The organism is Pannonibacter indicus, assembly GCF_001418225.1.
In the GTDB taxonomy this organism is placed as follows: Bacteria; Pseudomonadota; Alphaproteobacteria; order Rhizobiales; family Stappiaceae; genus Pannonibacter; species Pannonibacter indicus.
Map to the genome: position 1 here is coordinate 587041 of NZ_LIPT01000001.1, position 20975 is coordinate 608015.

Consider the following 20975-nt stretch of genomic DNA (forward strand, 5'->3'; position numbering starts at 1 on the left):
GTTATCGATAACTTTACGCTTGACAACCCATCTGGGCCGATACACGCTCCATAACGTTACCGGTAACTCAGCCGCAAGAGCCGAGACGGAGACATGGGAGGAGACACCGGTATGCAACCGGCACATGATGGTCTGTTTTTTGACCGTATCGTCAAGTCATTTGGCGGCACGCAGGCCCTGCGCGGGGTTTCGCTGAAGGTCGAGCGGGGAGAAATCCTTGCGCTTCTGGGCGAGAACGGCGCGGGCAAATCAACCCTGATCAAGGTTCTGTCCGGCACCTACCAGGCCGATAGCGGAACGGTGTCGATCGATGGCGCGCCCTATCACCACGAAGCGGGCAAGGGCGGCCATCAGAAGGTCGCCTTCATCCACCAGGATCTCGGCCTCATCGAATGGATGAGCGTGGCCGAAAACATCGCCCTGGCGCTTGGCTATGTGCGCAAGCGCGGCCGGATCGACTGGAGCGCCACGGAGGCCATGGCCACTGAAGCGCTGAAGCTGGTGGATGCGGATTTCCCCGCTACCGCCCGCGTTGCCAATCTGACGCGCACGCAGAAATCCCTCGTCGCCATCGCCCGCGCGCTGGCTGCCGATTGCGACTTTCTGGTTCTCGACGAGCCCACCGCCAGCCTTCCCGCCGACGAGGTGGAGCGCCTGTTCAACGCGCTGCGCCCGCTGAAATCCCGCGGCGTCGGCATGATCTATGTCAGCCACCGGCTGGACGAGATCTTCCGCATTGCCGACCGGGTCGCCGTGCTGCGCGACGGACAGATGGCGGGCTTGCGCGCCATCGGCCACACCACGCCGGAGGAGCTGGTGAGCCTGATCGTTGGCCGCAAGACCCGCGAGATCAGCCGTCCGGACGTGCAGAAAGGCCCGGCCATTCTCTCTGTCCGCTCCCTGCTCACCCGGCAGGTGGGGCCTGTCGATTTTGAACTGCGGCGCGGAGAGCTGCTGGGCCTTGCGGGGCTGCGCGGTGCGGGCCATGAGGATATCGGCCGTGCGCTCTTCGGAGTCATGCCGCATTCCGGCACCGTGGTTCTGGATGGGCGCACGCCGGATCTGACGTCGCCGATCAGCGCCATGGCTTCGGGCATCGGCCTTGTCGCCCGCGACCGTGTGGCAGAAAGCGTCGCCACGGGCCTGACCATCCGCGAGAACGCCTATGTCAATCCGGCGGCGACCGGACGGGCCATGCTGTCGCTGATGAGCCCGCGCAAGGAAGAGGACATGGCGGCGGAAATCGGCCGCCGGGTCGGTCTTTCGCCCAATGACCCGGCGCTGCCCATTGAGGCGCTGTCTGGCGGCAACCAGCAAAAGGTCATCGTTGGCCGGTGGCTGGACAGCGGCCGGCGGCTGCTGATCACCGAAGATCCGACCGCCGGTGTCGATGTCGGCGCCAAGGCGGAGATCTATCATCTGCTTTACGAAGCTCTCGCCAGCGGCATGGGCGTGCTCGTGGTCTCCACCGACTTCGAGGAAATCGCCAACATCTGCCACCGCGCCATCGTCTTCTCCCGCGGCCAGGCGGTCGCGGAGCTGAGCGGCGTCGAACTGTCCACTGAATCCCTCATCCAGGCCGCATCGGCCGGTGAAGCTGCCTGAGGCCCCTCATGCCCTCCATCGAATCCAACGCCATCGAACCGACCAAGGATGAACTGCAGGGCCTGTCCCTGATGGGCCGGGCCCTGCGTCTTGCGCCCACCTATGGCCTCGTCATCCTCATGTTCGGCCTCATCATCCTGTTCTCGATCCTCTTGCCGAACACTTTCCCGACCATGCTGAACCTGCGGGCAATCCTGTCGGACAAGGCGATTATCGCGCTCCTGTCTCTTGCGGCCATGATCCCCATGGTGGCCGGGCGCATCGACCTCACGGTCGGCTACGGCATCGTGCTGTGGCACATCCTCGCCATCTCGCTGCAGACGGTCTACGGCCTGCCCTGGCCGGTGGCCATCGGCCTCGTGCTGATGCTGGGCATTGTCACGGGCATTCTCAACGGTATCCTCGTCGAGGTCGCCCGCATCGACAGCTTCATCGCCACCCTCGGCACCGGCACCATCCTCTATGCTCTCGCCCTGTGGCACACGGGCGGGCGGCAGATGGTGGGTCAGTTGCCGGATGCCTTCTATGCCATCAACGGCACCTTCATCTTCGGCCTGCCCATCACCGCCTTCTATGTGCTGGCCATCACGCTGGTGATGTGGGTGGTGCTCGAATACACGCCCGTCGGCCGCTACCTCTATGCCATCGGCGCCAACCAGCGCTCGGCCGAACTCAACGGCATTCCGACGCGCAAGTTCGTGATCGGCGCCTTCCTCACCTCCGGCCTGATGACGGCTCTGGCGGGCATCCTGCTCGCCTCCAAGCTGCGCATCGGCCAGGCCTCGGTGGGTCTTGAATTCCTGCTGCCCGCCCTCGTCGGCGCCTTCCTGGGCTCCACGACGATCAAGCCGGGCCGCGTCAATGTCTGGGGCACCATTGCCGGCGTGATGATCCTCGCTGCAGGCATCTCCGGCATCCAGCAGTTTGGCGGAAGCTTCTGGGTCGAGCCGCTGTTCAACGGCACCACCCTGCTCATCGCCATTGGCATTGCGGGCTATGCCCAGCGCAAGAAAGGCGCAAAGCCCCGCTGACCCTTGATGACACTCAGCAACCGGGAGGAAAACGACATGCTGAAACGTCTCGTGACTGCAACCATACTGCTGGCCGGCACCACGCTGGCAGCCCATGCCGACGCCGTATCCGACGCGATGGCGGACGTGCAGAAATACGCTGGCCAGAAGACCACATGGGACGGCCCCACGTCCGGCCCGGCTGGCGCTGAAGGCAAGAACATCGTGGTTCTGGCCGCAGACATGAAGAACGGCGGCGTCCTTGGCGTCACCAACGGCATCCAGGAAGCGGCCTTCATGATCGGCTGGAACGTCAACGTTCTGGACGGTGCCGGATCCATCCAGAGCCGCGCCGCAGCCTTCGGCCAGGCCCTCGCCCTCAAGCCGGATGGCATCATCATCAACGGCTTTGATGCGGTGGAGCAGAAGGCAGCTCTTGATCAGGCCAAGGCTGCAGGCATTCCGATGGTCAGCTGGCACGCCAGCCCGGTCATCGGCCCGGATCCGGAAAACGGCATCTTCGCCAATGTCTCCACCGACGCCATGGAAGTGTCGGCGGCTGCGGCCAAGTGGGCCTATGCAGATGCCGGCGGCAAGCCAGGTGTGGTGATCTTCACCGACTCCACCTATGCCATCGCCATCGCCAAGGCCGACAAGATCAAGGAAACGATCGAAGAGCTCGGCGGCACCGTGCTGGAATATGTCGACACGCCGATTGCCGACACCTCCAGCCGCATGCCGACGCTGACCACCGCCCTGCTGCAGAAATACGGTGCAAGCTGGACCCACGCACTGGCGATCAATGACATCTACTTCGACTTCATGGGCCCGAGCCTTGCCGCAGCCGGCATCCCCGGCGACGGCGCCCCGAAGGCCGTTGCAGCCGGTGACGGTTCGGAAAGCGCCTACCAGCGCATCCGTTCCAGCCAGTATCAGGCTGTCACGGTTGCAGAGCCTCTGAATTTGCAAGGCTGGCAGCTGGTGGACGAGCTGAACCGCGCCATCAACGGCGCTCCGTGGTCTGGCTACACCTCGCCGCTGCATGTGGTGACGAAGGACAACATCTCCTTCGACGGCGGCGACCGGAACATCTTTGATCCGGGCAACGGCTACCGCGAGGAATACGGCAAGATCTGGGGCAAGAAGTAAGCCTCGGGAGGCCTTTAGCTTCCGGCGCGAAAGGCGCCGGTGGGGTCCGCTTCACCGGCGCCGTTGTTTTTGCTGCGCACAAATTTTCAGGGCTGACGCCTTGCGCCTCAAGATCGTTATGTTATGTCGTAACGCATTTCAAACCCAAGTGAGGTCTGCGATGCGTTACCGTTCCAACCTGAAAACCTTCGCGCTGGCGATGGCTCTTTCCAGCACCCTGCTTTCAGGCACCGCCTTTGCCGCCGATGACAGCATCGACGTGGCAGGCCCCTTCGAGATCAAGGGTGCAGACCCCTCACTTTCCGGCAATATCTTCCTGGCCATGGACGTGGCCGAAACCCTGGTGAACACGGATCAGGACGGGCACCTGACACCGGGCCTCGCAGAGAGCTGGGCCGTGGAAAGCGATGGCCTCATCTGGCGTTTCAAGATGCAGGACGGCGCAATATTCCATGACGGCACCCCAGCGGATGCGGCAGCGGCGGCCAATGCCCTCAACATCGCCCGCGCCAAGCCGGGCCTCTTGCAGCGTGCACCGATTGAAGCCATCGAAGCGGACGGCGAAGACCTTGTGGTGAAGCTGAAGGAGCCCTTCGCCGCCCTGCCCGCGTTCCTCGCCGAATACCGCTCGCAGGTCCTTGCTCCGGCCTCCTATGGCGCCGATGGCATGGCAACCTCGGTCATTGGCTCGGGCGCCTACAAGATCACCCTCCTGCAGGCGCCGGGCAAGATGGAAGCGGACCGCTTCGACCAGTACTGGGGCGGCCGGGCCAGGATCGGCAAGGCCACCTATAACTCCGTCAGCCGCGCCGAAACCCGCGCACTGATGGCCGAAAGCGGCGATGCCGACTATGTGCTGAACCTTGACCCGGCTTCTGTTGCACGGCTGAAGGACAAGGACGGACTGGACGTACGCTCCGTGCCGATCCCGCGCTCGCTGCTGGTCAAGGTCAACGCGGCCAACCCGAAGCTCAACACCGTGGAAGCCCGCAAGGCGCTGAGCCTTGCCATCGACCGGGAAGGCCTCGCCATCGCCGTGCTGCGCTATCAGGCCGGCGCCACTCAGCTGTTCCCGCCGTCCGTGGGCGACTGGCACAATGCGGCCCTTGCCCCGCTCGCCTATGACCCGGAGGCAGCTGCCGCACTGCTGGCAGAGCTGGGCTGGAAGGCCGGTTCCGATGGTATTCTCGAAAGGGACGGTGAGCGCTTCACACTGGAACTGCTGACCTATCCGGACCGGCCGGAGCTGCCGCTGGTGGCTGCCGTGCTGCAGCAGCAGTTACAGGAAGTGGGCATCGAACTGACCATCAACTCCACCAACTCCTCGGAAATCCCGGCCCGTCACAATGACGGCTCGCTGGAGCTGGCGCTGCTGGCCCGTAACTTCGCCCTCGTGCCGAACCCGATCGGCACCCTGTTGCAGGATTATGCCCCCAATGGCGACTGGGGCGCGATGAACTGGCAGAACGCCGGAATCGCGGACCTGCTGAAATCCATCGGCCGCAACGGCGGCAGCGCAGAGCAGTTCGCCACCGCAACCACCATCCTGCAGGAAGAGCTGCCGGTGCTGCCCATCGCCTGGTACCAGCAGAATGCCGCCATCTCCGGCAAGCTGCAGGGCGTGATGCTTGATCCCTACGAGCGCAAGCTCGGCCTGAAGGATGCGAGCTGGAAGAACTGATGTCCTCTCCTTCCCTTGCAACGCGTGCGGGCCGCTTTTCCGGCGGCCTTGCCATGCGGGCTGCACAGGCGGTGCTGGTGGCGCTGCTTGTCGGCATTCTCACCTTCCTGATGATGCAGAGCCTTCCTGGCGACATGGCCTACCGGATCGCCGCCGGACGCTATGGCTATGACATGGTGAGCGCCGCCGCCGCCGGTGCCGTGCGCCAGGAATTGGGGCTGAATCGTGGCCCCGTCACCGCCTTCTTCATCTGGATGCGGGATCTGGCCACCTTCGACCTCGGCAAGTCGCTGATTTCCGGCGAACCGGTGTGGCACGAAATCCGCCACCAGCTGGGTGCAAGCGTGCAGCTGGCCGGTGCGGCCATTCTGCTGTCCCTGTTCATGGGCCCGCCGCTTGGCATTCTCGCCGGGCTGAAGCCGGGCGGGATGCTGGACCGGGTGCTGCTGACGGTTTCGGCCGGCATCCGTGCGCTGCCGCAGTTCCTGCTGGCGCTGGTCTTGATCCTGCTCTTTGCCGTGCAGCTCGGCTGGCTGCCCGCCGCAGGGCACGGCAAGCCGGTGCATTTCGTGCTGCCCGCGGTCACCCTCGCCCTCGGCCTTGCCGCCTTTTCCGCCCGTGTCACGCGGGACGTGATGGCAGGCGTTGCCAAGGCCCCCTTTTACCAGTTCGCCAGAACCAAGGGCCTGAGCGAAACTCAGGTGCTGCTGCGCCACGGCTTGCGCAACATCGGCGCACCGGTCATCGCCTTCCTCGGCATGCAGTTCGTGACGCTGGTGGAAGGCGTCGTCATCGTGGAAAGCATCTTCGGCTGGCCCGGCATCGGCCATGCGCTGGTTCATGCCATCTTCGGCCGTGACATCCCGATGGTGCAGGGCACCGCGCTGGTGCTGGGCCTCGGCTTCGTGCTGCTCAACACGCTTCTGGATCTCGTCATCCAGCGGATTGATCCCCGGAGGGCTGCCTGATGGATATCTCCGCAGTGCCGCTGCAGAGGCGCGGTTTCCGCCCCCTGCCCTTCTGGGCCGGGATCGTGCTCGTGGGCCTGCCTGTGCTTCTGGCCATCATCGCGCCGATGATCTCGCCGCTGAGCCCGGTGCGCCAGAGCCTGAGGCTGGCGCTTGCCGCCCCCGACCTTGCCGCCCCCTTCGGCTATGATCATCTGGGCCGCTCGCTGATGGCCCGCCTTGGCGAAGCCCTGCGCCTGTCGCTGACGGTGGCAGCGCTCAGCGCACTCAGCGCGGCAGCCATCGGCCTTGCCCTTGGCGTCACCGCCAGCCGCAAGGGCGGCATGACCGACCGGCTGCTGACGCTGCTGGCCGATTCCGTCATGGCCATTCCCGGCCTGCTGATCGTGCTGATGGTGGGCGTCATCGTGCCGTGGAAACCGCTCGCTTTCTGGCTCGGCCTGACGCTGGTTCTGTGGGTCGAGTTCTTCCGCCTCGCCCGCGCCGCCTCACGGCCCATCTTTGCCTCTCCGGCGGTTCAGGCGTCTGGCCTCCTCGGTTTCGGCAAGGCCTACATATTCCGCCGTCATGTCTGGCCGGAACTGGCACCTGTCATGCTGACCTCCACCGCCTTCGGCATGGCCACCTGCATCATGACCATTGCCGCACTCGGCTTTGTCAGCGCCGGCGTGCGCCCGCCCACCCCGGAACTCGGCCAGATGATGGTGGAGCTGATGCCCTATTGGCACGAAGCGCCCTGGGCGCTGCTGCAGCCGGTCGCCGCCATCTTCAGCCTCATCCTTGGCCTCAACCTGATCGCAGGCTCGCGCGCATGACACATTCCGTTTCCATCCGAAATCTGAGTGTCCTGGCGGGCAAGGACGTGCTCGTGCAGCCCGTGTCGCTGGAGCTGCAACCCGGACGGCCGCTGACAATCCTTGGTGAAACCGGCTCGGGCAAGAGCCTGCTGCTGCAGGCCGTGCTCGGCACCCTGCCGGAGGGCCTCACCGCCACGGGCGAAGTCCTGTTCGAGGGCCAGCGCTTTGCCGCAGGCGATGCGGATGCCATCCGCCCCCTGTGGGGCCGTCTTCTCGCCATCCTGCCGCAGGAACCCTGGCTTGCGCTCGACCCGCTGATGCGCGGAGCGGAGCAGATCCGCGAGACCCATGCCCTGGTCGGTGGCGCCGCCGATGCGCGCGCCATGACGGCAGAAGACCTTTCAAGCCTCGGCCTCGCCGGGTCCGGTGCCAAGCGGCCCCATGAGCTGTCCGGCGGCATGGCACAGCGGCTGGCCTTTGCCGTGGCACGGGCTGGCGGCGGACGGCTGATCTTTGCCGACGAGCCAACCAAGGGGCTGGATGCTGCCCGGCGCGATGACGTCGCCCGCATGCTGCTGCAAGGCCTTGGCACGGATGGCGCGCTGCTGACCATCACCCATGATCTGGAGCTTGCCCGCCAGCTGGGCGGGGACTTCATGATCATGAAGGAGGGGCAGATCACCGATCAGGGCAGGACGGAAGACCTGCTCTCGTCCGAACGGCCGGCCTATACGCGGAAACTGGCGCAGAGCGACCCGCTGCACTGGCCAAAGCGCGCCTCTACCCGCAAGGACGGCACACCTGTCCTGACCGCAGAAGGCGTGGCCGCCTCGCGCGGCGGGCGGCGGCTGTTCTCAGGCGTCAGCCTCACTGTTCAGCCCGGTGGGATCACCGGTATCACCGGCCCCTCCGGCTGCGGCAAGTCCACGCTGGGGGATATTCTCATCGGCCTGATGAAGCCGGACGAAGGCCGGATCGAGCGCAAGACAGCATCAGGACGTCCGCTGTTCCAGAAGCTCTATCAGGACCCGCCCGCCAGCTTCCCGCGCCATTCCACCATGCAACAGCTCGTCACGGACCTCATCCGCCTGCACAAGCTGGACCGCGGCCGCGTTGCCCCCCTCATGAAACAGCTGGGCCTCGCAAACCGTTTGCTGACCCGGCGTGCAGACGAGATTTCCGGCGGAGAATTGCAGCGCTTTTCCATGCTGCGGGCGCTGTTGCTGGACCCTGTCCTGCTCTTTGCCGACGAGCCCACGTCCCGCCTCGACCCTATCACCCAGAAGGACACCATCACCCTGCTGACGGACATCGTGGCCGGACAGGGCCTGGCGCTGATCCTCGTCAGCCATGACGCAAATCTGGTGGGAGCCATCGCGGACAACACACTACGGCTGGCGGCAGCCGAGTAAAGGCAGGCCCTGCGAAGAAACGAGAGGGACGCTCATCCGGACGTCCCTTTTTTACTGTAAGAACTACGGAAGATAGAGGTGTTTGCTCCGCTTTGCGCGCAAATAGCGCAAAATAGCGCCACTCCGCAGCGAAGTGCGGAATCCTTAAGTAGCAATACTCACTTTAAAACAGTGGGGATGAATAGCGGCCAATTCAAGGCCGGTGGTCAGGAGGAAACCATGGAGTACATTCAGTCGTTCTTCGGCTTGATTGACAATTTGACGTGGGGATGGGCGCTCATTCCGATCCTCGTCGTGTTCGGTGTGTTCATCACCATCATGTCGGGCTTCGTGCAGTTCGAGTTTTTCGGGCGCATGTTCCGTGTGCTCGGTTCCAATGCCAACAACTCCGATCCCAACACCATCTCCGCACGTGAGGCCCTGCTTGTCTCCGTCGGCGGACGCGTGGGCGGCGGCAACATTGCCGGCGTGGCCGTGGCCATTACCCTCGGTGGGCCGGGCGCCGTGTTCTGGATGTGGGCGATTGCCCTTTGCGGCATGGCAACCAGCCTGATCGAGTGCACCCTTGCCCAGCTCTACAAGAACAAGGAACCCGGCGGCAGCTTCCGCGGTGGCCCGGCCGACTACATCCGCCGCGGTCTTGGCCAGCGCTACAACTGGCTCGCCATCGTCTATGGCATCTGCCTGCTGGCCTCCTTCGGTTTCGGCTTCAACGCCTTCCAGGGCAACACCATGGCCGGCGCCGTGCAGGATTCCCTCGGCATCGAGCGCATGTATTCCGCCTTTGCCATCACAGCCCTGACCGGCCTCGTGATCTTCGGCGGTATCAAGCGCATTGCCAAGGCGGCCGATGTTGTCGTGCCGGTCATGGCAGTCGGCTACATCACACTGGCTCTGGTCATCATCCTGCTGAACATCACCGAAGTGCCCTCGATGCTGCTGCACATCGTCCGCTCCGCCTTCGGCTTTGAAGAAGCGGTGGCTGGCGGTATGGGTGCGGCCATTGCCCAGGGCCTGCGCCGCGGCCTGTTCTCAAACGAAGCCGGCCTCGGCTCGGCTCCCAACGTTGCAGCAACCGCGCTCGTCCGCCACCCGGTCAGCCAGGGCATTACCCAGTCGCTGTCGGTGTTCATCGACACCATCCTGATCTGCACCTGCACGGCGCTGATCATCCTGCTGGGCGATGTCTACGTGCCGGGCGCGCAGGGCATCGACGGCGTGGTTCTGACGCAGCAGTCGCTGGTCAGCCATGTGGGGGAATGGTCCAAGTATGCCCTCACTGCAGCCATCCTGCTCTTTGCCTTCTCGTCGATCATCTACAACTACTACCTCGGTGAGAACGCATTGGCCGTCGTCACCCGCTCCAAGCCGGCCATCTTCGTCCTGCGCCTGCTGATCCTCGGCGTGGTGTTCCTCGGCGCCGTCGCTCCGCAGGCCACCTCGGTGTTCTTCTTCTCCGATCCGATGATGGGCCTGCTGGCGCTGGTCAACCTGATCGCCATCATCATGCTGTTCCCGATTGCAATGCGGGTTATCGATGACTACCGGGCACAACTGAAGGCAGGCGTTGCCCGCCCGGTCCTCGATCCGGCCAAGTTCAACGACCTCGACCTTGACCGCAAGGCCTGGGACCCGAGCATCTGGAAGTAATCCGGACAGAAATCTCATGGGCCGCCAACTGGCGGCCCATTTCACATTCCCGATATTGTTGTGATAGAGCGATGCAACAGCAGATGCGTATCGAAGAAGACAGTCTTGGCCGCATGTCCCTGCCGGCAGACTGTGTGTGGGGCATTCATACCGCCCGCGCCATCGAGAACTTCCCGATTTCCGGCATTCCGCTCAGCGCCTTTCCGGAATTCGTCCGGGCGCTGGCTTGGGTGAAGAAGGCCGCCGCTGCCGCCAACCTTGCCCTCGGCGTGCTGCCGCAGGCAAAGCATGACGTGATTGCCTCAGTCTGCGACGAGATCATCGCAGGCCACCATCACGAGCATTTCCGGGTGGACATGATCCAGGGCGGGGCCGGCACCTCGACCAACATGAACACCAACGAGGTGATCGCCAACCTTGGCCTCATCCGCATGGGCTACCGGCCGGGCGACTATGCCCAGCTGCACCCCAATGACGATGTGAACAGGTCGCAGTCCACCAACGACGTCTACCCGACGGCCCTGCGCCTTGCCATCGTCAGCCAGTGCGAGGACTTCCGTCAGGCACAGACCCGGCTTGCAGGCGCCTTTGCAGAGCGCGCCGAAGCCTTTGCCAATGTGCGCAAGATCGGCCGCACCCAGCTGCAGGATGCGGTGCCGATGACCCTCGGCATGGAGTTCGCCGGCTTTGCCGCGACCATCCGCGAGGACATCGACATCATCGGCCGCCTGTCGGAACTGCTGCTGGAGGTGAACCTTGGCGGCACGGCCATCGGCACCCGCGTCAACACACCGGACGGCTATGCCGAACGGGCGGTGGAGGAACTGTCGGCCGTCTGCGGCATGAAGGTGAAGCTTGCAACCGACCTTGTGGAAGCCTCATCCGATGCCGGTGCCTATGTCACTTTCTCCGGCGTACTGAAGCGCATTGCGGTGAAGCTGTCGAAGATCTGCAACGACCTGCGGCTTCTGTCCTCCGGTCCGCGCTCGGGCTTCAACGAGATCCGCCTGCCGCCGATGCAGGCCGGCAGCTCGATCATGCCGGGCAAGATCAACCCGGTGATCCCGGAAGTGGTCAATCAGGTGGCCTTCCAGGTGATCGGCAACGACCTGACCGTCACCATGGCCGCCGAGGCCGGGCAGCTGCAGCTCAATGCCTTCGAACCGGTGATCATCCTCAACGTGCTCCAGTCCATGCGCATCCTTATGCGCGCCATGGACACGCTGAACGAGCGCTGCGTCAGCGGCATCGAGGCCAATGTAGCCCAGTGCGAAGGCACGCTGGAAAACTCGCTGGTGCTGGCCACCATGCTGGTGCCGCACATTGGCTACGCCAAGGCCGCCAAGGTGGCCAAGACCGCGCTCTCCGAAAACGCCAGCGTCACCGAAACCGCCGTCAAGCTTGGCTTTGGCACGGCGGAGGAAATCACTGCCATGCTGCAGTGATACGGCAAGGGGCGGTCCAAGCCCACCCAGCGCCGCCCCTTGCCACCTTCGGGAAACACACAAAACCCGCCGCCCCCTATGGAGCGGCGGTGTTTCGTGTTTCAGGCGGTACTTCCGCTGCTCAATTCAGCCACAGCCGCACCAGCGCGGCTTCCGGCGTTTCGAGGCCGCCGTTTTCGACGCCGCAGGACCACAGGCCGGCTCCCGCGGCATAGCCGCCGGGGATAAGGCCACCCTGCTCGCACTGGCTGACGGCGCGGATGCGCTTGCCGGAGGCCACGGCATCGCGCAAGGCGCCAAGAACGTCCTCGCAGGACATGGCCGTACCCGAGCCGAAGACGCGCAGCACCGCCCCGTCCAGTTCGGCAAGCGCCGCCCGCAGCATCGCGGCGGGCAGGCCCGGTGACAAGGAGAGGACAGCGATGCGCCGGTCCTCGAAGCGGCGGCGGGCGGGCAGGCCCGGCTTCAGCTGCGGCGTGGCGCGGAAGGCATCGGCATCCTGGCTATCGTGTTTCACCAGCCCTTCGGCGGGCATCAGCTTGCCGTTGAAAGCCAGCCACACGCCTTCACCCGGCTGAAAGGCCGCGCCGATGGCAAGATCGAGATTGCCTTCCGCGTCACCGCCGTGATGCAGCGGCACCATGGAGCCGCACAGCACCACATGCCGGCCAAGACCCGCCAGCGCCTGCGACAGGGCCGCACCCGTAAAGGCCATGGTATCGGTGCCATGGGTGATGATCACCGGCGCACCGGGATGGGCCTCTATGGCATCCAGCATTTCGTTCCAGTGAGACGGCCCGACATTTGAACTGTCCAGCAGCGGGGTAAAGACGTGGGTGGCCAGCACCGCGCTTTCCGGCAGGCGGGCTTTCAGCGCCTCTTCCACGATCCCTGCCACGGGCGCAAGACCGTGATCGGTGTCACCCATGCCGATGGTGCCACCCGTATGTATCAGCAGAAGTTCCATCACGCTGCTGCCCGGTGATGCTCAAGCGCAAGGCCGGCCAGCGCGGCAGCCACTGCATCCGTTACGTCGATCAGCGTCTTGCCCTGAACGGGACGGGCGATCAGCGGCAGTTCGGTGCAAGCCAGCAGCACCGTCTGCGCCTCCATGGAAAGAACGATTTCCTCCAGCCGGGGGGCAAGCGAGGCATCCGTGCTGCCAAGGCGCTTCACGTCGTGAATGAGGCTCTGGAGTGCCTGCGGCTCCGCCGGGGTTTCCAGATCAAAGACCGGCGTCAGCGTCGCATAGGCGGAATATTCGTCCAGTGCGACAACCGGCGCTGCACCCAGCAGGCCAACCCGGCCGGAGCCGGAACGGCGGATTTCGGAAGCCACCACGGACTGGAACGACACCAGCCGCGCACTTACGCCCATCTTGGCCAGCAGCACCTCGATCTTCGGCGCAAACCAGTTCAGCGTGTTGCAGGCAATGGCGAAGGCATCGACCTGCGGCGCGATTTGGCACACGGCGCGCTCCATCGCGGCCCAGACGGCATCCTCGTTTTCGCGCAGGTCCATCGACAGGCCGAGTTCCGGCTCGGACACGGCGACAAGACGCGGCGCATCAAGATCGCCTCGGAAACTGCAGCCCATCATGTCCTGGGTGTGGCGCAGGATCTTGGCCCACAGGTCCAGACCCGCCTCAGGGCCTGATCCGGTGATGATGCCAAGCGTGTAAGCTCTCTGGTTCATGGAGTTCCCCCTTTTTGCCGGATGGTGCAACTCCGCTGCTTTCTTGACAATTCGGCAGATGCCCACTAAGCGACGCACTCTTGTGCATTTATGGCATCAAAGAGCGCAAATGGACGAAATCGCCGGGAACCTTCGCCTGCTCTGCTCGTACCGCCCCTCGATCTCGCACGTTGGGCGCGATCTCGGCATCAACCGCAGCCAGCTGAACCGCTATCTGGCGGGCACGTCGACGCCGCGCACGGCCTTGATGCGCAAGATCTGCGATTACTTCGGCGTCGAACCCTACGAGATGATGCTGCCGCACAAGGAATTTGCGGAGATCGTCCGCATTCGCGGCCTCGGCAATGACACGGTGACGCGGCGCCTGCGCCAGCATTTCGACCAGGTGATGACGCTGAGCGATGCCCGCGTACAGAACCTGACCGGCATGTTCTATGAATATTACTACTCCATGTCGCAGAAGGGCAAGATCATCCGGGGGCTCATCGTTTTCACGATGGAAGACGGGCACATGTTCTACCGGCGGCTGGAGCGCATGGGCCAGCATGACCGCCCCTGCCTGCGCCACTACCGCTATCAGGGCGCTGCGCTCCTCACCGGCGACCGGGTGTTCATGTCCGATTATGAATACAGCGCCGGCATCGAACTGACCCAGACCATCCTCTATCCGGATTACTCCCTGCGCTGGACGCGCCTGCACGGGGTGAAGCTCGGCGTCTCCGCCGACCAGATCCACATGCCCTGCTGCGTCCGCGTTTATCTGGAGCGCACGCCCGCACGGCTCAATGTCACCGGCGCCCTGCGCAACTGCGGCCTGTTCCAGCCCGAAGACCCTGAGATCCCCCGCCACGTGCTGGAAATGGTCGACAACACCCAGTCCGGCCCCTTCACCTTCGACGCCTACAGCAGGCGGTGAGCCTTACCAGACCTCGGTTTGCTTCACAGTTCCCGCCAGCCAAGCCCCTCTTCCACGGAACCACCGCGCGGGCGGTATTCGGCGCCGATGGGGGTGGACCAGCCGAGGGCGTCGATGCGCGGGAGGAGCCAGCGGTAGTCCAGTTCACCCCGGTCAGGCTCGCCCCGGTCGGGCACGGCGGCAATCTGGATATGGCCGACATGGGGGAGCGCTGCCTCAAGCCGGCGCAGCACATCGCCCTGCTGAATCTGGATGTGGTAGCAGTCGAACATCAGCTTGAGGTTCGGCGCGCCCACGGCGGCGATGATGGACAGTGCCTGACCGGCATTGCTGAGAAAGTATCCCGGCGCATCGTAGCGGTTCAGCGGCTCGATCAGGATGGTGATACCATGCGGCGCGGCCAGTTCCGCGGCATAGGCGAGATTGGCGCGGAAGGTGGCTTCGGAAGCATCCGTCACCGGGGCCTTGCCCGCCATCACATGCACGGCGCCGCAACCGATGGCGGCGGCATAGGTGATGGCCTCGCTGATGGCGGCGCGGGCCTCCGCCTCACTGCCCGGAAGGGCAGCGAGACCGTTGTCACCGGCGGCCACGTCCCCCCGGCGGGTGTTGAGGCCCAGCATTTTCAGGCCGGTCTCGTGAAGCGCAGCCTTCACATCGTCAGCGGGCGTATCATAGGGCCAGTGGCATTCCACCGCATCAAAACCGGCGGCCTTTGCGGCGCGGATCGCCTGCGGCAGCGGCAGGGCGGACCACAGAAAGCCGAGATTGGCGGAATAACGCGGCATCAGTCCCACTCCACATTGAACTTCGTCACCAGACCGCGGATCTGCGCGTCCGTGAGCAGCTTCGGATTGAGCCCGCGCGTCAGCAGCGCAAGCTTTGCCGTCTCTTCCAGCTCCTCGATGGCATAGACGGCGGATTCCAGATCCTTGCCCGCCACGACGGGGCCATGATGGGCCAGCATGACGGCGGATCGCTTACCCGCAAGGCCACGGATGGCATCGCCCATGGCCGGATCGCCGGGCATGAAATACGGCAGCATCACCACCTTGCCCAGCTTCATCACGCCATAGGCCGTCAGCGGCGGCAGCATGTTGTCCGGGTCCGTGTCCGGCAGCAGCGACAGGGCCACCGAATGGCAGGAATGGAGATGCACCACCGCCCCAGCCGTGCTGCGGGTTTCATAAAAGGCGGCATGCAACGGCATTTCCTTGGTGGGCTCGTCCCCGCCAATGAGGCGCCCGGTTGCGTCAAACCGGCTGAGGCGGGCGGGGTCAAGACTGCCCATGGAGCTGCCAGTAGGTGTAACCAGCAAGCCGCCATCTTCCGTGCGCACCGATATGTTGCCCGAAGAACCGCCGGTGAGGCCGCGCTCGAAAATGGAGCGGGCCATCGCGCAGACCTGTTCCCTCAGGCGCGCCTCGCTGCTCATGCCTGCCCCTCCAGCCGCCTTGCGGCCTTGGCGAAAAAGTCTTCCGCACCGAAGTTGCCGGATTTGAGCGCAATGACAAGCCCCGGGCCCGCCCGCATGGCCGGAACACCCGGATCAATCTCCGGCCCGATTTCCAGCGTGCCAAGCTTCAGCCCCTCCACCACGGCGCCGGAGGTTTCCCCGCCTGCGCTGATCAGCCGGGTAACGCCGCCCGCCACGAGGCTGCGCGCCAGTTCCGCGAAGAAGCCTTCCAGCGCGGCGGCGGCCTTTTCCTTGCCGTGCCGCTCCTGCACGGCGCGCACACGGGCGGGATCTGCGGAGGAATAGGCGAGCGGCAGCCCCTGCTGCGCAAGGCACCAGTCCGCCACCGCCTGCGCGGTCAGTTCCCCGGCGATCACCTTGTCCGCATCAATCTCGAAGGCCGGGCTCGTCTGCCTGTGGGCAGCAACCTGTTGCTGCGTCATCACCGAGCAGGAACCGCAGACGGCTGCCGCCCTGCCTTGGACCTGCCCCTGCCAGCCGGAAGAAGCCCCGCTGATAAGGCCCGCCTTGCGGAAGTTGGCCGGAAGACCCATGGCAATGCCGGAGCCGCCGGTCACCAGCTTGCGGCTGGCTGCGGCCTCGCCGATGGTCATCAGATCCTCATCCGACAGCGCATCCACCACGATCAGCCCCCGCCCTGCCCCGCTCTCGCGCTTAAGCGCTGCCTCGACGGCCGCCGCACCTTTGGCCACCTCCGCGTAGGACACGTGACCGACGCCGCCCTTCACCTGACGGGCGAGCACGCGGCGGATGTCCGGATCGGTCATGGGGGTCAGCGGATGGTGCTGCATGCCGCTTTCGCTGAGCAGGCGGCCGCCGACGAAGAGATGCCCATGCACCAGCGTGCGGCCTGTGGCCGGAAACACCGGGCAGAAGATCACCGCCTCTTCCTCCAGCGCAGCCGCCAGCGCCTCGGCCACCGGACCGATGTTGCCCTCATCCGTGCTGTCGAAGGTGGAGCAATATTTGAACAGGAACTGGCGGCAGCCCTGCGCCTTCAGCCAGTCCAGCGCCTTCAGCGACAGGGCCACAGCCTCGGCGGCAGGGATGGAGCGGGACTTGAGTGCCACAACACCGGCTTCCACATCCGGCGCGGCGGGGGCATCCGGCACGCCGGTATATTGCACCGTGCGCATGCCTTGCTTCGCCAGCGTGTTGGCCAGATCGCTGGAGCCGGTGAAATCGTCGCCAATACAGCCCAGCAGCATCATGCGCCTCCCGGCAGGGTGAGCCCGGCGTTGCGGGCATAGACCTTGGCCACCGCGGCATCATCCTCGCCGCCAAGACCGGAGCCTGCGGCGGCCATGAACTGTTGCAGGGCGGCGGCCGTCAGCGGCGCGCCAAACCGCGCTTCCGCGGCAATGCCCAGCACGATACCGAGATCCTTCGGCCAGATATTGATGGCTGAGCGGGGCGTATAGTCACCATCAACCACATGCGGCGCGCGGTTTTCAAACATCCAGGACGTGCCGGCGCATCTGGAGATGACTTCGACAATGCGGCCCGGCTCCAGCCCCTGCGTCATGCCGAAAGTCAGCGCCTCGCCCATGGCGGCGATATGCACCCCGGCGAGAAGCTGGTTCACGGCCTTCATGGCCGAGCCTGCCCCCGGCTCACTGCCGAGGTCAAAGACGGTTTCGGCCATGGCATCAAGCGCAGGCCTTGCACCGTTGAAAGCTTCCTGCGAGCCCGAGGCCATGATCGACAGTTTGCCCGCCGCCGCCTTGGCCGCACCGCCGGAAATCGGCGCATCAAGATAATGCAGCCCGAGGCCCGCACAGCGCGCTGCCATATCCTTGGCAAAGGACGGGGCCACGGTGGCGCAAGAGATGATGGTGGTACCCTTGCGCATGCGGTCCGCCCAGCCCTCGGCGCCGAAGAGCACCGTTTCCGTCTGCGCCGCATTCAGCACCACGACGACCAGCACATCGGTCAGCGGAGCCGTGCCGGCGGCGCTCGCCGCCTGCCCGCCTTCCGCCATCAAACGGGAGACGGCGGCGGCATTCACATCCGTCCCATGCACCCTGTGACCGGCCCGCAGCAGCGACTGCGCCATGCCGTAGCCCATCGAGCCAAGCCCCACGACCGCAACATTCAGAACCATGATCAGGACCCCATGAAGATTTCGACCGGCCACAGCGTGATCGCCGGGATGTAGGTGATCAGCATCAGGCAGCAGAACACCACCAGCACGAACCAGATGAGCTGCGGAATGATCTTTTCCAGCGGGATCTTCGCCACGGCACAGGCCGCGAAGAGATTGACCCCGAGCGGCGGCGTGATCATGCCGAGCGCCAGATTGACGACGACCACCAGGCCGAAATGCACCGGATTGATGCCGAAGCTGACCGCCACCGGCGTCAGGATCGGCGCCAGCACCAGAATGGCGGCAGAGGTCTCGATGAACATGCCGACAATCAGCAGCAGCACGTTGACCGCCAGCAGGAAGGACCAGGGCTCGGAGAAGACGGTCTTGATCCAGTTCGCCACCTCGCCCGGCAGGCCGGAGCGGGCGATGAGGAAGGAGAACAGCGCCGCCGCGGAGATGATGAGCATGATTGTGGTGGTGGAGATCACCGTCTGGCGCAGGATGCCCGGCAGCGCCTTCAGCGGCAGTTCCCGGTAACAGATCATGCCAACAACAACAGCACAGGCCACGGCGGCAACAGAGGCTTCCGTCGGCGTGAACACGCCCGCATAGATACCGCCGATGATGACGAAGGGCACCAGCAGCGCCGGCACCGCATTGACAAAGGCGGGCCACAGCACCTGCCGGTCATCGCCATCATGGGTGCCGATGCCGCGCAGGCGGCAGATGACCAGCACCGTCAGCATCAGCGCGCTGGCCACCAGCAGGCCGGGGCCGAAACCGGCGATGAAGAGCTGGCCCACCGAGGTTTCCGTGGACACGCCATAGAGGATGAGCGGAATGGACGGCGGGATCAGAACGCCGAGTTCGGCCGAGCTGGCCTGAATGGAGGCGGCCAGCGGCTTGCCATAGCCATGCTTCACCATCGCCGGGATGAGGATGGAGCCGATGGCAAAGGTGGTGGCGACGGAAGAGCCGGAGACGGAGGCAAACATCATGCAGGTGAGCACGCAGGAGCAGGCCAGCCCGCCCTGGATGCCGCCGACCAGCGCCTTGGCCAGTTCCACCAGCCGCCGCGAAATGCCGCCTGCGGACATGAGATTGCCCGCGAGGATGAAGAGCGGGATGGCCATCAGCGGAAAACTGTCCAGCCCGACAAACATGCGCTGCGCCACCAGCAGCAGCGGCAGATTGCTGCCAAACTGGATGCCGGCGATGGAGGCAAGGCCGATGGCAATGGCAATCGGCACGCCCATGAAAAAGAAGATCAGCAGCGAGACGGCAATGACGGCATTCATCCCTGCGCTCCTTCCACAGGCGCTTCACCCGGCAGGCCATCGCGTGCGGCGCGCAGCATGGCGCCGAGGATGGCAATGCAGGCAAACACCGCCCCGACCGGCAGCGCCGCATAGACCCAGGCGATGGAAATCTCGAGGGCCGCGAGCGTCTGGCGCATCACGCGCCCGGTCATATTCCAGCCCTGCCAGAACAGGATGACGAAGAAGACGAAGGAGAGCAGCATCGCCAGCTGATAGAGCGCAAGGCCAAGGCGGCGCGGCAGCGACCGCTGGACGATTTCCATCGAGATCATCGAGCCGCTGCGGATGGCCCCGGCCGCACCCAGGAAGACGCACCAGATGATCGCGGAACGGGCGGCAACTTCCGACCAGGTGGAGGGCGTGCCGAAGACGAAGCGGGTCGTCACCTGATACAGCGCCATGACCGTGGCGATGACCAGAAACACCATCGCCAGCCGCAAGGCCGTTTCCGACAGGATTTCATCGATTTTGAGGAAGAAGGACATGATGACGCCTCACCCGACAGGAAGGGAACGGGCTGCCGGCGCATAACGGCCGGCAGCCCGCCGGGGTGTCTTGAGAGCGGCCCGGGCACATCTGGACCGCTGGAAAAGCCTTACTGCACGGCGCGGATGCGCTCGATCATCTCCGGGCCGTACTGGCTGGTGTAGATCTCGTAGGAGGGTTCGGCGATCTTGGCGAAGGCTTCCTTGTCAACAGTCATGGTCACTTCCATGCCGTTGTCCTTCATCAGCTGCACGCCCTCGGCCTCCTGCTTGTCCACTTCGGCGCGGGTGGCCGCGACAGAGGCCTTGGCCGCTTCCATGAACCAGCCGCGTTCTTCCTCGCTCAGGCCATCCATGCGGATGGGCGAAGCCAGCACGATGGCCGGGGAATAGACGTGGCCGGTGAGCGAGATGTGCTTCTGCACTTCCCAGAACTTGGAGGCGGTGATCACCGGGATCGGGTTTTCCTGCCCGTCCACCACGCCCTGCTGCAGCGCGGCGAAGACTTCCGGGAAGGCCATCGGCGTCGGCGCGGCCCCCATGTCGGTGAAGGCCTTCATGTGCACCTTGTTTTCCATGGTGCGCACCTTCAGACCCTTCAGGTCATCCGGCCCGGAGATTGCAGTCTTGGAATTGGTGATGTGGCGGAAGCCGTTTTCCGACCAGGCGAGGCCAACAAGATTGTTCTCGCCGATCTTGGCCAGCAGTTCCTGCCCGACTTCACCGTCCAGCGTCTTGCGGGCATGCTCATAGTCGCGGAAGAGGAACGGCAGGTCGAGGGCATAGACTTCCGGCACGAAGTTGCCGAGCGGGCCGCTGGACGTGATCACCACGTCGATGGAGCCGATCTGCAGGCCCTCGATCATGTCACGCTCGCCGCCGAGCGTGCCGGCCGGCGCTTCCTTGCCGGTGTATTTGCCGCCGGACAGTTCTTCCAGCTTGGCGATGAAGGCGCGCGCGCCAGCGCCATAATGCGACTGGGCGGAAATGGCATGGGCGACGGTGATGACTTCCTGCGCCTGGGCAGCACCTGCGGTGAGCGCCAGTGCGCTGGCAGCGATCATCAGATTCCTGAAATGAAACACGGCGGTTTTCCTCCCTGACTGCCTGCCCGGACCACCGGACAGACGCGCCCCGCCTTTCCGGCCGGGCAGACCTGAGCTGGCAAGCCCGGATGACATCACGGGCCTGCGCGCCGGACCTCCCAGACCGGCATGGATGAAACGGTAGTTCAGGAATGACAGCGCTGTCAATCCATCAAAGCCGATCAAATGCAC

19 protein-coding genes are annotated in these 20975 nt (G+C 64.6%); 10 read left to right on the top strand and 9 right to left on the bottom strand.

The features are described from left to right. The first annotated feature begins 111 nt into the window (after window positions 1-111). The 9 genes from ASC48_RS02640 to ASC48_RS02680 all read left to right on the top strand — a co-directional run bounded on the left by ASC48_RS02640 (window position 112) and on the right by ASC48_RS02680 (window position 11717). A complete protein-coding gene (locus tag ASC48_RS02640; protein ID WP_055454232.1) occupies window positions 112-1605 on the top strand; it encodes a sugar ABC transporter ATP-binding protein in 1494 nt (497 codons plus the stop codon). 8 nt (window positions 1606-1613) lie between these two features. Next, window positions 1614-2636 (top strand): ABC transporter permease, encoded by a 1023-nt coding sequence (locus ASC48_RS02645; RefSeq protein WP_055454233.1) that lies wholly within the window; start codon window positions 1614-1616, stop codon window positions 2634-2636. A gap of 39 nt (window positions 2637-2675) precedes the next feature. Beyond that, entirely contained in the window at window positions 2676-3764 is a 1089-nt protein-coding gene (locus ASC48_RS02650; RefSeq protein ID WP_409841974.1) for a substrate-binding domain-containing protein, read from the top strand. A 160-nt stretch (window positions 3765-3924) separates the two neighbouring features. After that, complete coding sequence (locus ASC48_RS02655) at window positions 3925-5445, top strand: ABC transporter substrate-binding protein (protein ID WP_055454234.1); 1521 nt, start codon at window positions 3925-3927, stop codon at window positions 5443-5445. Further along, window positions 5445-6413 carry an ABC transporter permease gene (locus ASC48_RS02660; RefSeq protein WP_082439950.1) on the top strand — a complete coding sequence of 323 codons (969 nt, stop codon included), beginning with the start codon at window positions 5445-5447 and terminating at the stop codon, window positions 6411-6413. Before ASC48_RS02655 ends, ASC48_RS02660 begins: the two co-directional genes overlap by 1 nt. Beyond that, window positions 6413-7228 carry an ABC transporter permease gene (locus ASC48_RS02665; RefSeq protein WP_055454235.1) on the top strand — a complete coding sequence of 272 codons (816 nt, stop codon included), beginning with the start codon at window positions 6413-6415 and terminating at the stop codon, window positions 7226-7228. The genes ASC48_RS02660 and ASC48_RS02665 overlap by 1 nt, the downstream gene beginning before the upstream one ends. Further along, window positions 7225-8622, top strand: a complete 1398-nt coding sequence (locus tag ASC48_RS02670) for an ABC transporter ATP-binding protein (RefSeq protein WP_055454236.1) — start codon at window positions 7225-7227, stop codon at window positions 8620-8622. The genes ASC48_RS02665 and ASC48_RS02670 overlap by 4 nt, the downstream gene beginning before the upstream one ends. 219 nt (window positions 8623-8841) lie before the next feature. Next, window positions 8842-10272, top strand: a complete 1431-nt coding sequence (locus tag ASC48_RS02675; protein ID WP_055454237.1) for an alanine/glycine:cation symporter family protein — start codon at window positions 8842-8844, stop codon at window positions 10270-10272. 71 nt (window positions 10273-10343) lie between these two features. Next, complete coding sequence (locus ASC48_RS02680; RefSeq protein WP_055454238.1) at window positions 10344-11717, top strand: aspartate ammonia-lyase; 1374 nt, start codon at window positions 10344-10346, stop codon at window positions 11715-11717. A 121-nt stretch (window positions 11718-11838) separates the two neighbouring features. On the opposite strand, the gene ASC48_RS02685 is transcribed toward ASC48_RS02680, so the two are convergent. Both ASC48_RS02685 and ASC48_RS02690 read right to left on the bottom strand, forming a co-directional pair. After that, on the bottom strand, window positions 11839-12684 hold the full coding sequence (locus tag ASC48_RS02685) for an asparaginase domain-containing protein (RefSeq protein WP_055454239.1): 846 nt from the start codon (window positions 12682-12684) through the stop codon (window positions 11839-11841). Further along, complete coding sequence (locus ASC48_RS02690; RefSeq protein ID WP_055454240.1) at window positions 12684-13412, bottom strand: aspartate/glutamate racemase family protein; 729 nt, start codon at window positions 13410-13412, stop codon at window positions 12684-12686. The genes ASC48_RS02685 and ASC48_RS02690 overlap by 1 nt, the downstream gene beginning before the upstream one ends. 109 nt (window positions 13413-13521) lie before the next feature. Between ASC48_RS02690 and ASC48_RS02695 the strand changes: the two genes are divergently transcribed. Then, window positions 13522-14328: a helix-turn-helix domain-containing protein gene (locus tag ASC48_RS02695; RefSeq protein WP_055454241.1), complete on the top strand. Its 807-nt coding sequence runs from the start codon at window positions 13522-13524 to the stop codon at window positions 14326-14328. Between the two features lie 23 nt (window positions 14329-14351). On the opposite strand, the gene ASC48_RS02700 is transcribed toward ASC48_RS02695, so the two are convergent. The 7 genes from ASC48_RS02700 to ASC48_RS02730 all read right to left on the bottom strand — a co-directional run bounded on the left by ASC48_RS02700 (window position 14352) and on the right by ASC48_RS02730 (window position 20783). Beyond that, window positions 14352-15116, bottom strand: coding sequence for a hydroxypyruvate isomerase family protein (locus tag ASC48_RS02700; protein WP_055454242.1), 765 nt, complete (start codon window positions 15114-15116; stop codon window positions 14352-14354). Then, window positions 15116-15763 (bottom strand): 3-oxo-tetronate 4-phosphate decarboxylase, encoded by a 648-nt coding sequence (gene otnC / locus ASC48_RS02705; protein ID WP_055454243.1) that lies wholly within the window; start codon window positions 15761-15763, stop codon window positions 15116-15118. Before otnC ends, ASC48_RS02700 begins: the two co-directional genes overlap by 1 nt. After that, entirely contained in the window at window positions 15760-17013 is a 1254-nt protein-coding gene (gene otnK / locus ASC48_RS02710; protein ID WP_055454336.1) for a 3-oxo-tetronate kinase, read from the bottom strand. Before otnK ends, otnC begins: the two co-directional genes overlap by 4 nt. Then, the gene (ltnD, locus tag ASC48_RS02715; protein ID WP_055454244.1) at window positions 17013-17909 is read right to left on the bottom strand and encodes an L-threonate dehydrogenase; all 897 of its coding nucleotides are present in this window, start codon (window positions 17907-17909) and stop codon (window positions 17013-17015) included. Before ltnD ends, otnK begins: the two co-directional genes overlap by 1 nt. 2 nt (window positions 17910-17911) lie before the next feature. Next, entirely contained in the window at window positions 17912-19192 is a 1281-nt protein-coding gene (locus ASC48_RS02720; protein ID WP_055454245.1) for a TRAP transporter large permease, read from the bottom strand. Next, window positions 19189-19698: a TRAP transporter small permease gene (locus ASC48_RS02725; protein WP_055454246.1), complete on the bottom strand. Its 510-nt coding sequence runs from the start codon at window positions 19696-19698 to the stop codon at window positions 19189-19191. Before ASC48_RS02725 ends, ASC48_RS02720 begins: the two co-directional genes overlap by 4 nt. Window positions 19699-19808: 110 nt before the next feature. Beyond that, window positions 19809-20783, bottom strand: a complete 975-nt coding sequence (locus ASC48_RS02730) for a TRAP transporter substrate-binding protein (RefSeq protein ID WP_244269984.1) — start codon at window positions 20781-20783, stop codon at window positions 19809-19811. Window positions 20784-20975: the final 192 nt, after the last annotated feature.

What these genes read in the sequence shown, in the direction of transcription:
- ASC48_RS02665 (WP_055454235.1), top strand. Translation starts at nt 6,413, where the DNA reads ATGGATATCTCCGCAGTGCCGCTGCAGAGGCGCGGTTTCCGCCCCCTG.
- ASC48_RS02645 (WP_055454233.1), top strand. Translation starts at nt 1,614, where the DNA reads ATGCCCTCCATCGAATCCAACGCCATCGAACCGACCAAGGATGAACTG.
- otnK (WP_055454336.1), bottom strand. Translation starts at nt 17,013, where the DNA reads ATGCTGCTGGGCTGTATTGGCGACGATTTCACCGGCTCCAGCGATCTG.
- ASC48_RS02660 (WP_082439950.1), top strand. Translation starts at nt 5,445, where the DNA reads ATGTCCTCTCCTTCCCTTGCAACGCGTGCGGGCCGCTTTTCCGGCGGC.
- ASC48_RS02680 (WP_055454238.1), top strand. Translation starts at nt 10,344, where the DNA reads ATGCAACAGCAGATGCGTATCGAAGAAGACAGTCTTGGCCGCATGTCC.
- ASC48_RS02685 (WP_055454239.1), bottom strand. Translation starts at nt 12,684, where the DNA reads ATGGAACTTCTGCTGATACATACGGGTGGCACCATCGGCATGGGTGAC.
- ASC48_RS02720 (WP_055454245.1), bottom strand. Translation starts at nt 19,192, where the DNA reads ATGAATGCCGTCATTGCCGTCTCGCTGCTGATCTTCTTTTTCATGGGC.
- ASC48_RS02670 (WP_055454236.1), top strand. Translation starts at nt 7,225, where the DNA reads ATGACACATTCCGTTTCCATCCGAAATCTGAGTGTCCTGGCGGGCAAG.
- ASC48_RS02690 (WP_055454240.1), bottom strand. Translation starts at nt 13,412, where the DNA reads ATGAACCAGAGAGCTTACACGCTTGGCATCATCACCGGATCAGGCCCT.
- ltnD (WP_055454244.1), bottom strand. Translation starts at nt 17,909, where the DNA reads ATGGTTCTGAATGTTGCGGTCGTGGGGCTTGGCTCGATGGGCTACGGC.
- ASC48_RS02655 (WP_055454234.1), top strand. Translation starts at nt 3,925, where the DNA reads ATGCGTTACCGTTCCAACCTGAAAACCTTCGCGCTGGCGATGGCTCTT.
- otnC (WP_055454243.1), bottom strand. Translation starts at nt 15,763, where the DNA reads ATGAGCAGCGAGGCGCGCCTGAGGGAACAGGTCTGCGCGATGGCCCGC.
- ASC48_RS02695 (WP_055454241.1), top strand. Translation starts at nt 13,522, where the DNA reads ATGGACGAAATCGCCGGGAACCTTCGCCTGCTCTGCTCGTACCGCCCC.
- ASC48_RS02700 (WP_055454242.1), bottom strand. Translation starts at nt 15,116, where the DNA reads ATGCCGCGTTATTCCGCCAATCTCGGCTTTCTGTGGTCCGCCCTGCCG.
- ASC48_RS02675 (WP_055454237.1), top strand. Translation starts at nt 8,842, where the DNA reads ATGGAGTACATTCAGTCGTTCTTCGGCTTGATTGACAATTTGACGTGG.
- ASC48_RS02640 (WP_055454232.1), top strand. Translation starts at nt 112, where the DNA reads ATGCAACCGGCACATGATGGTCTGTTTTTTGACCGTATCGTCAAGTCA.
- ASC48_RS02725 (WP_055454246.1), bottom strand. Translation starts at nt 19,698, where the DNA reads ATGTCCTTCTTCCTCAAAATCGATGAAATCCTGTCGGAAACGGCCTTG.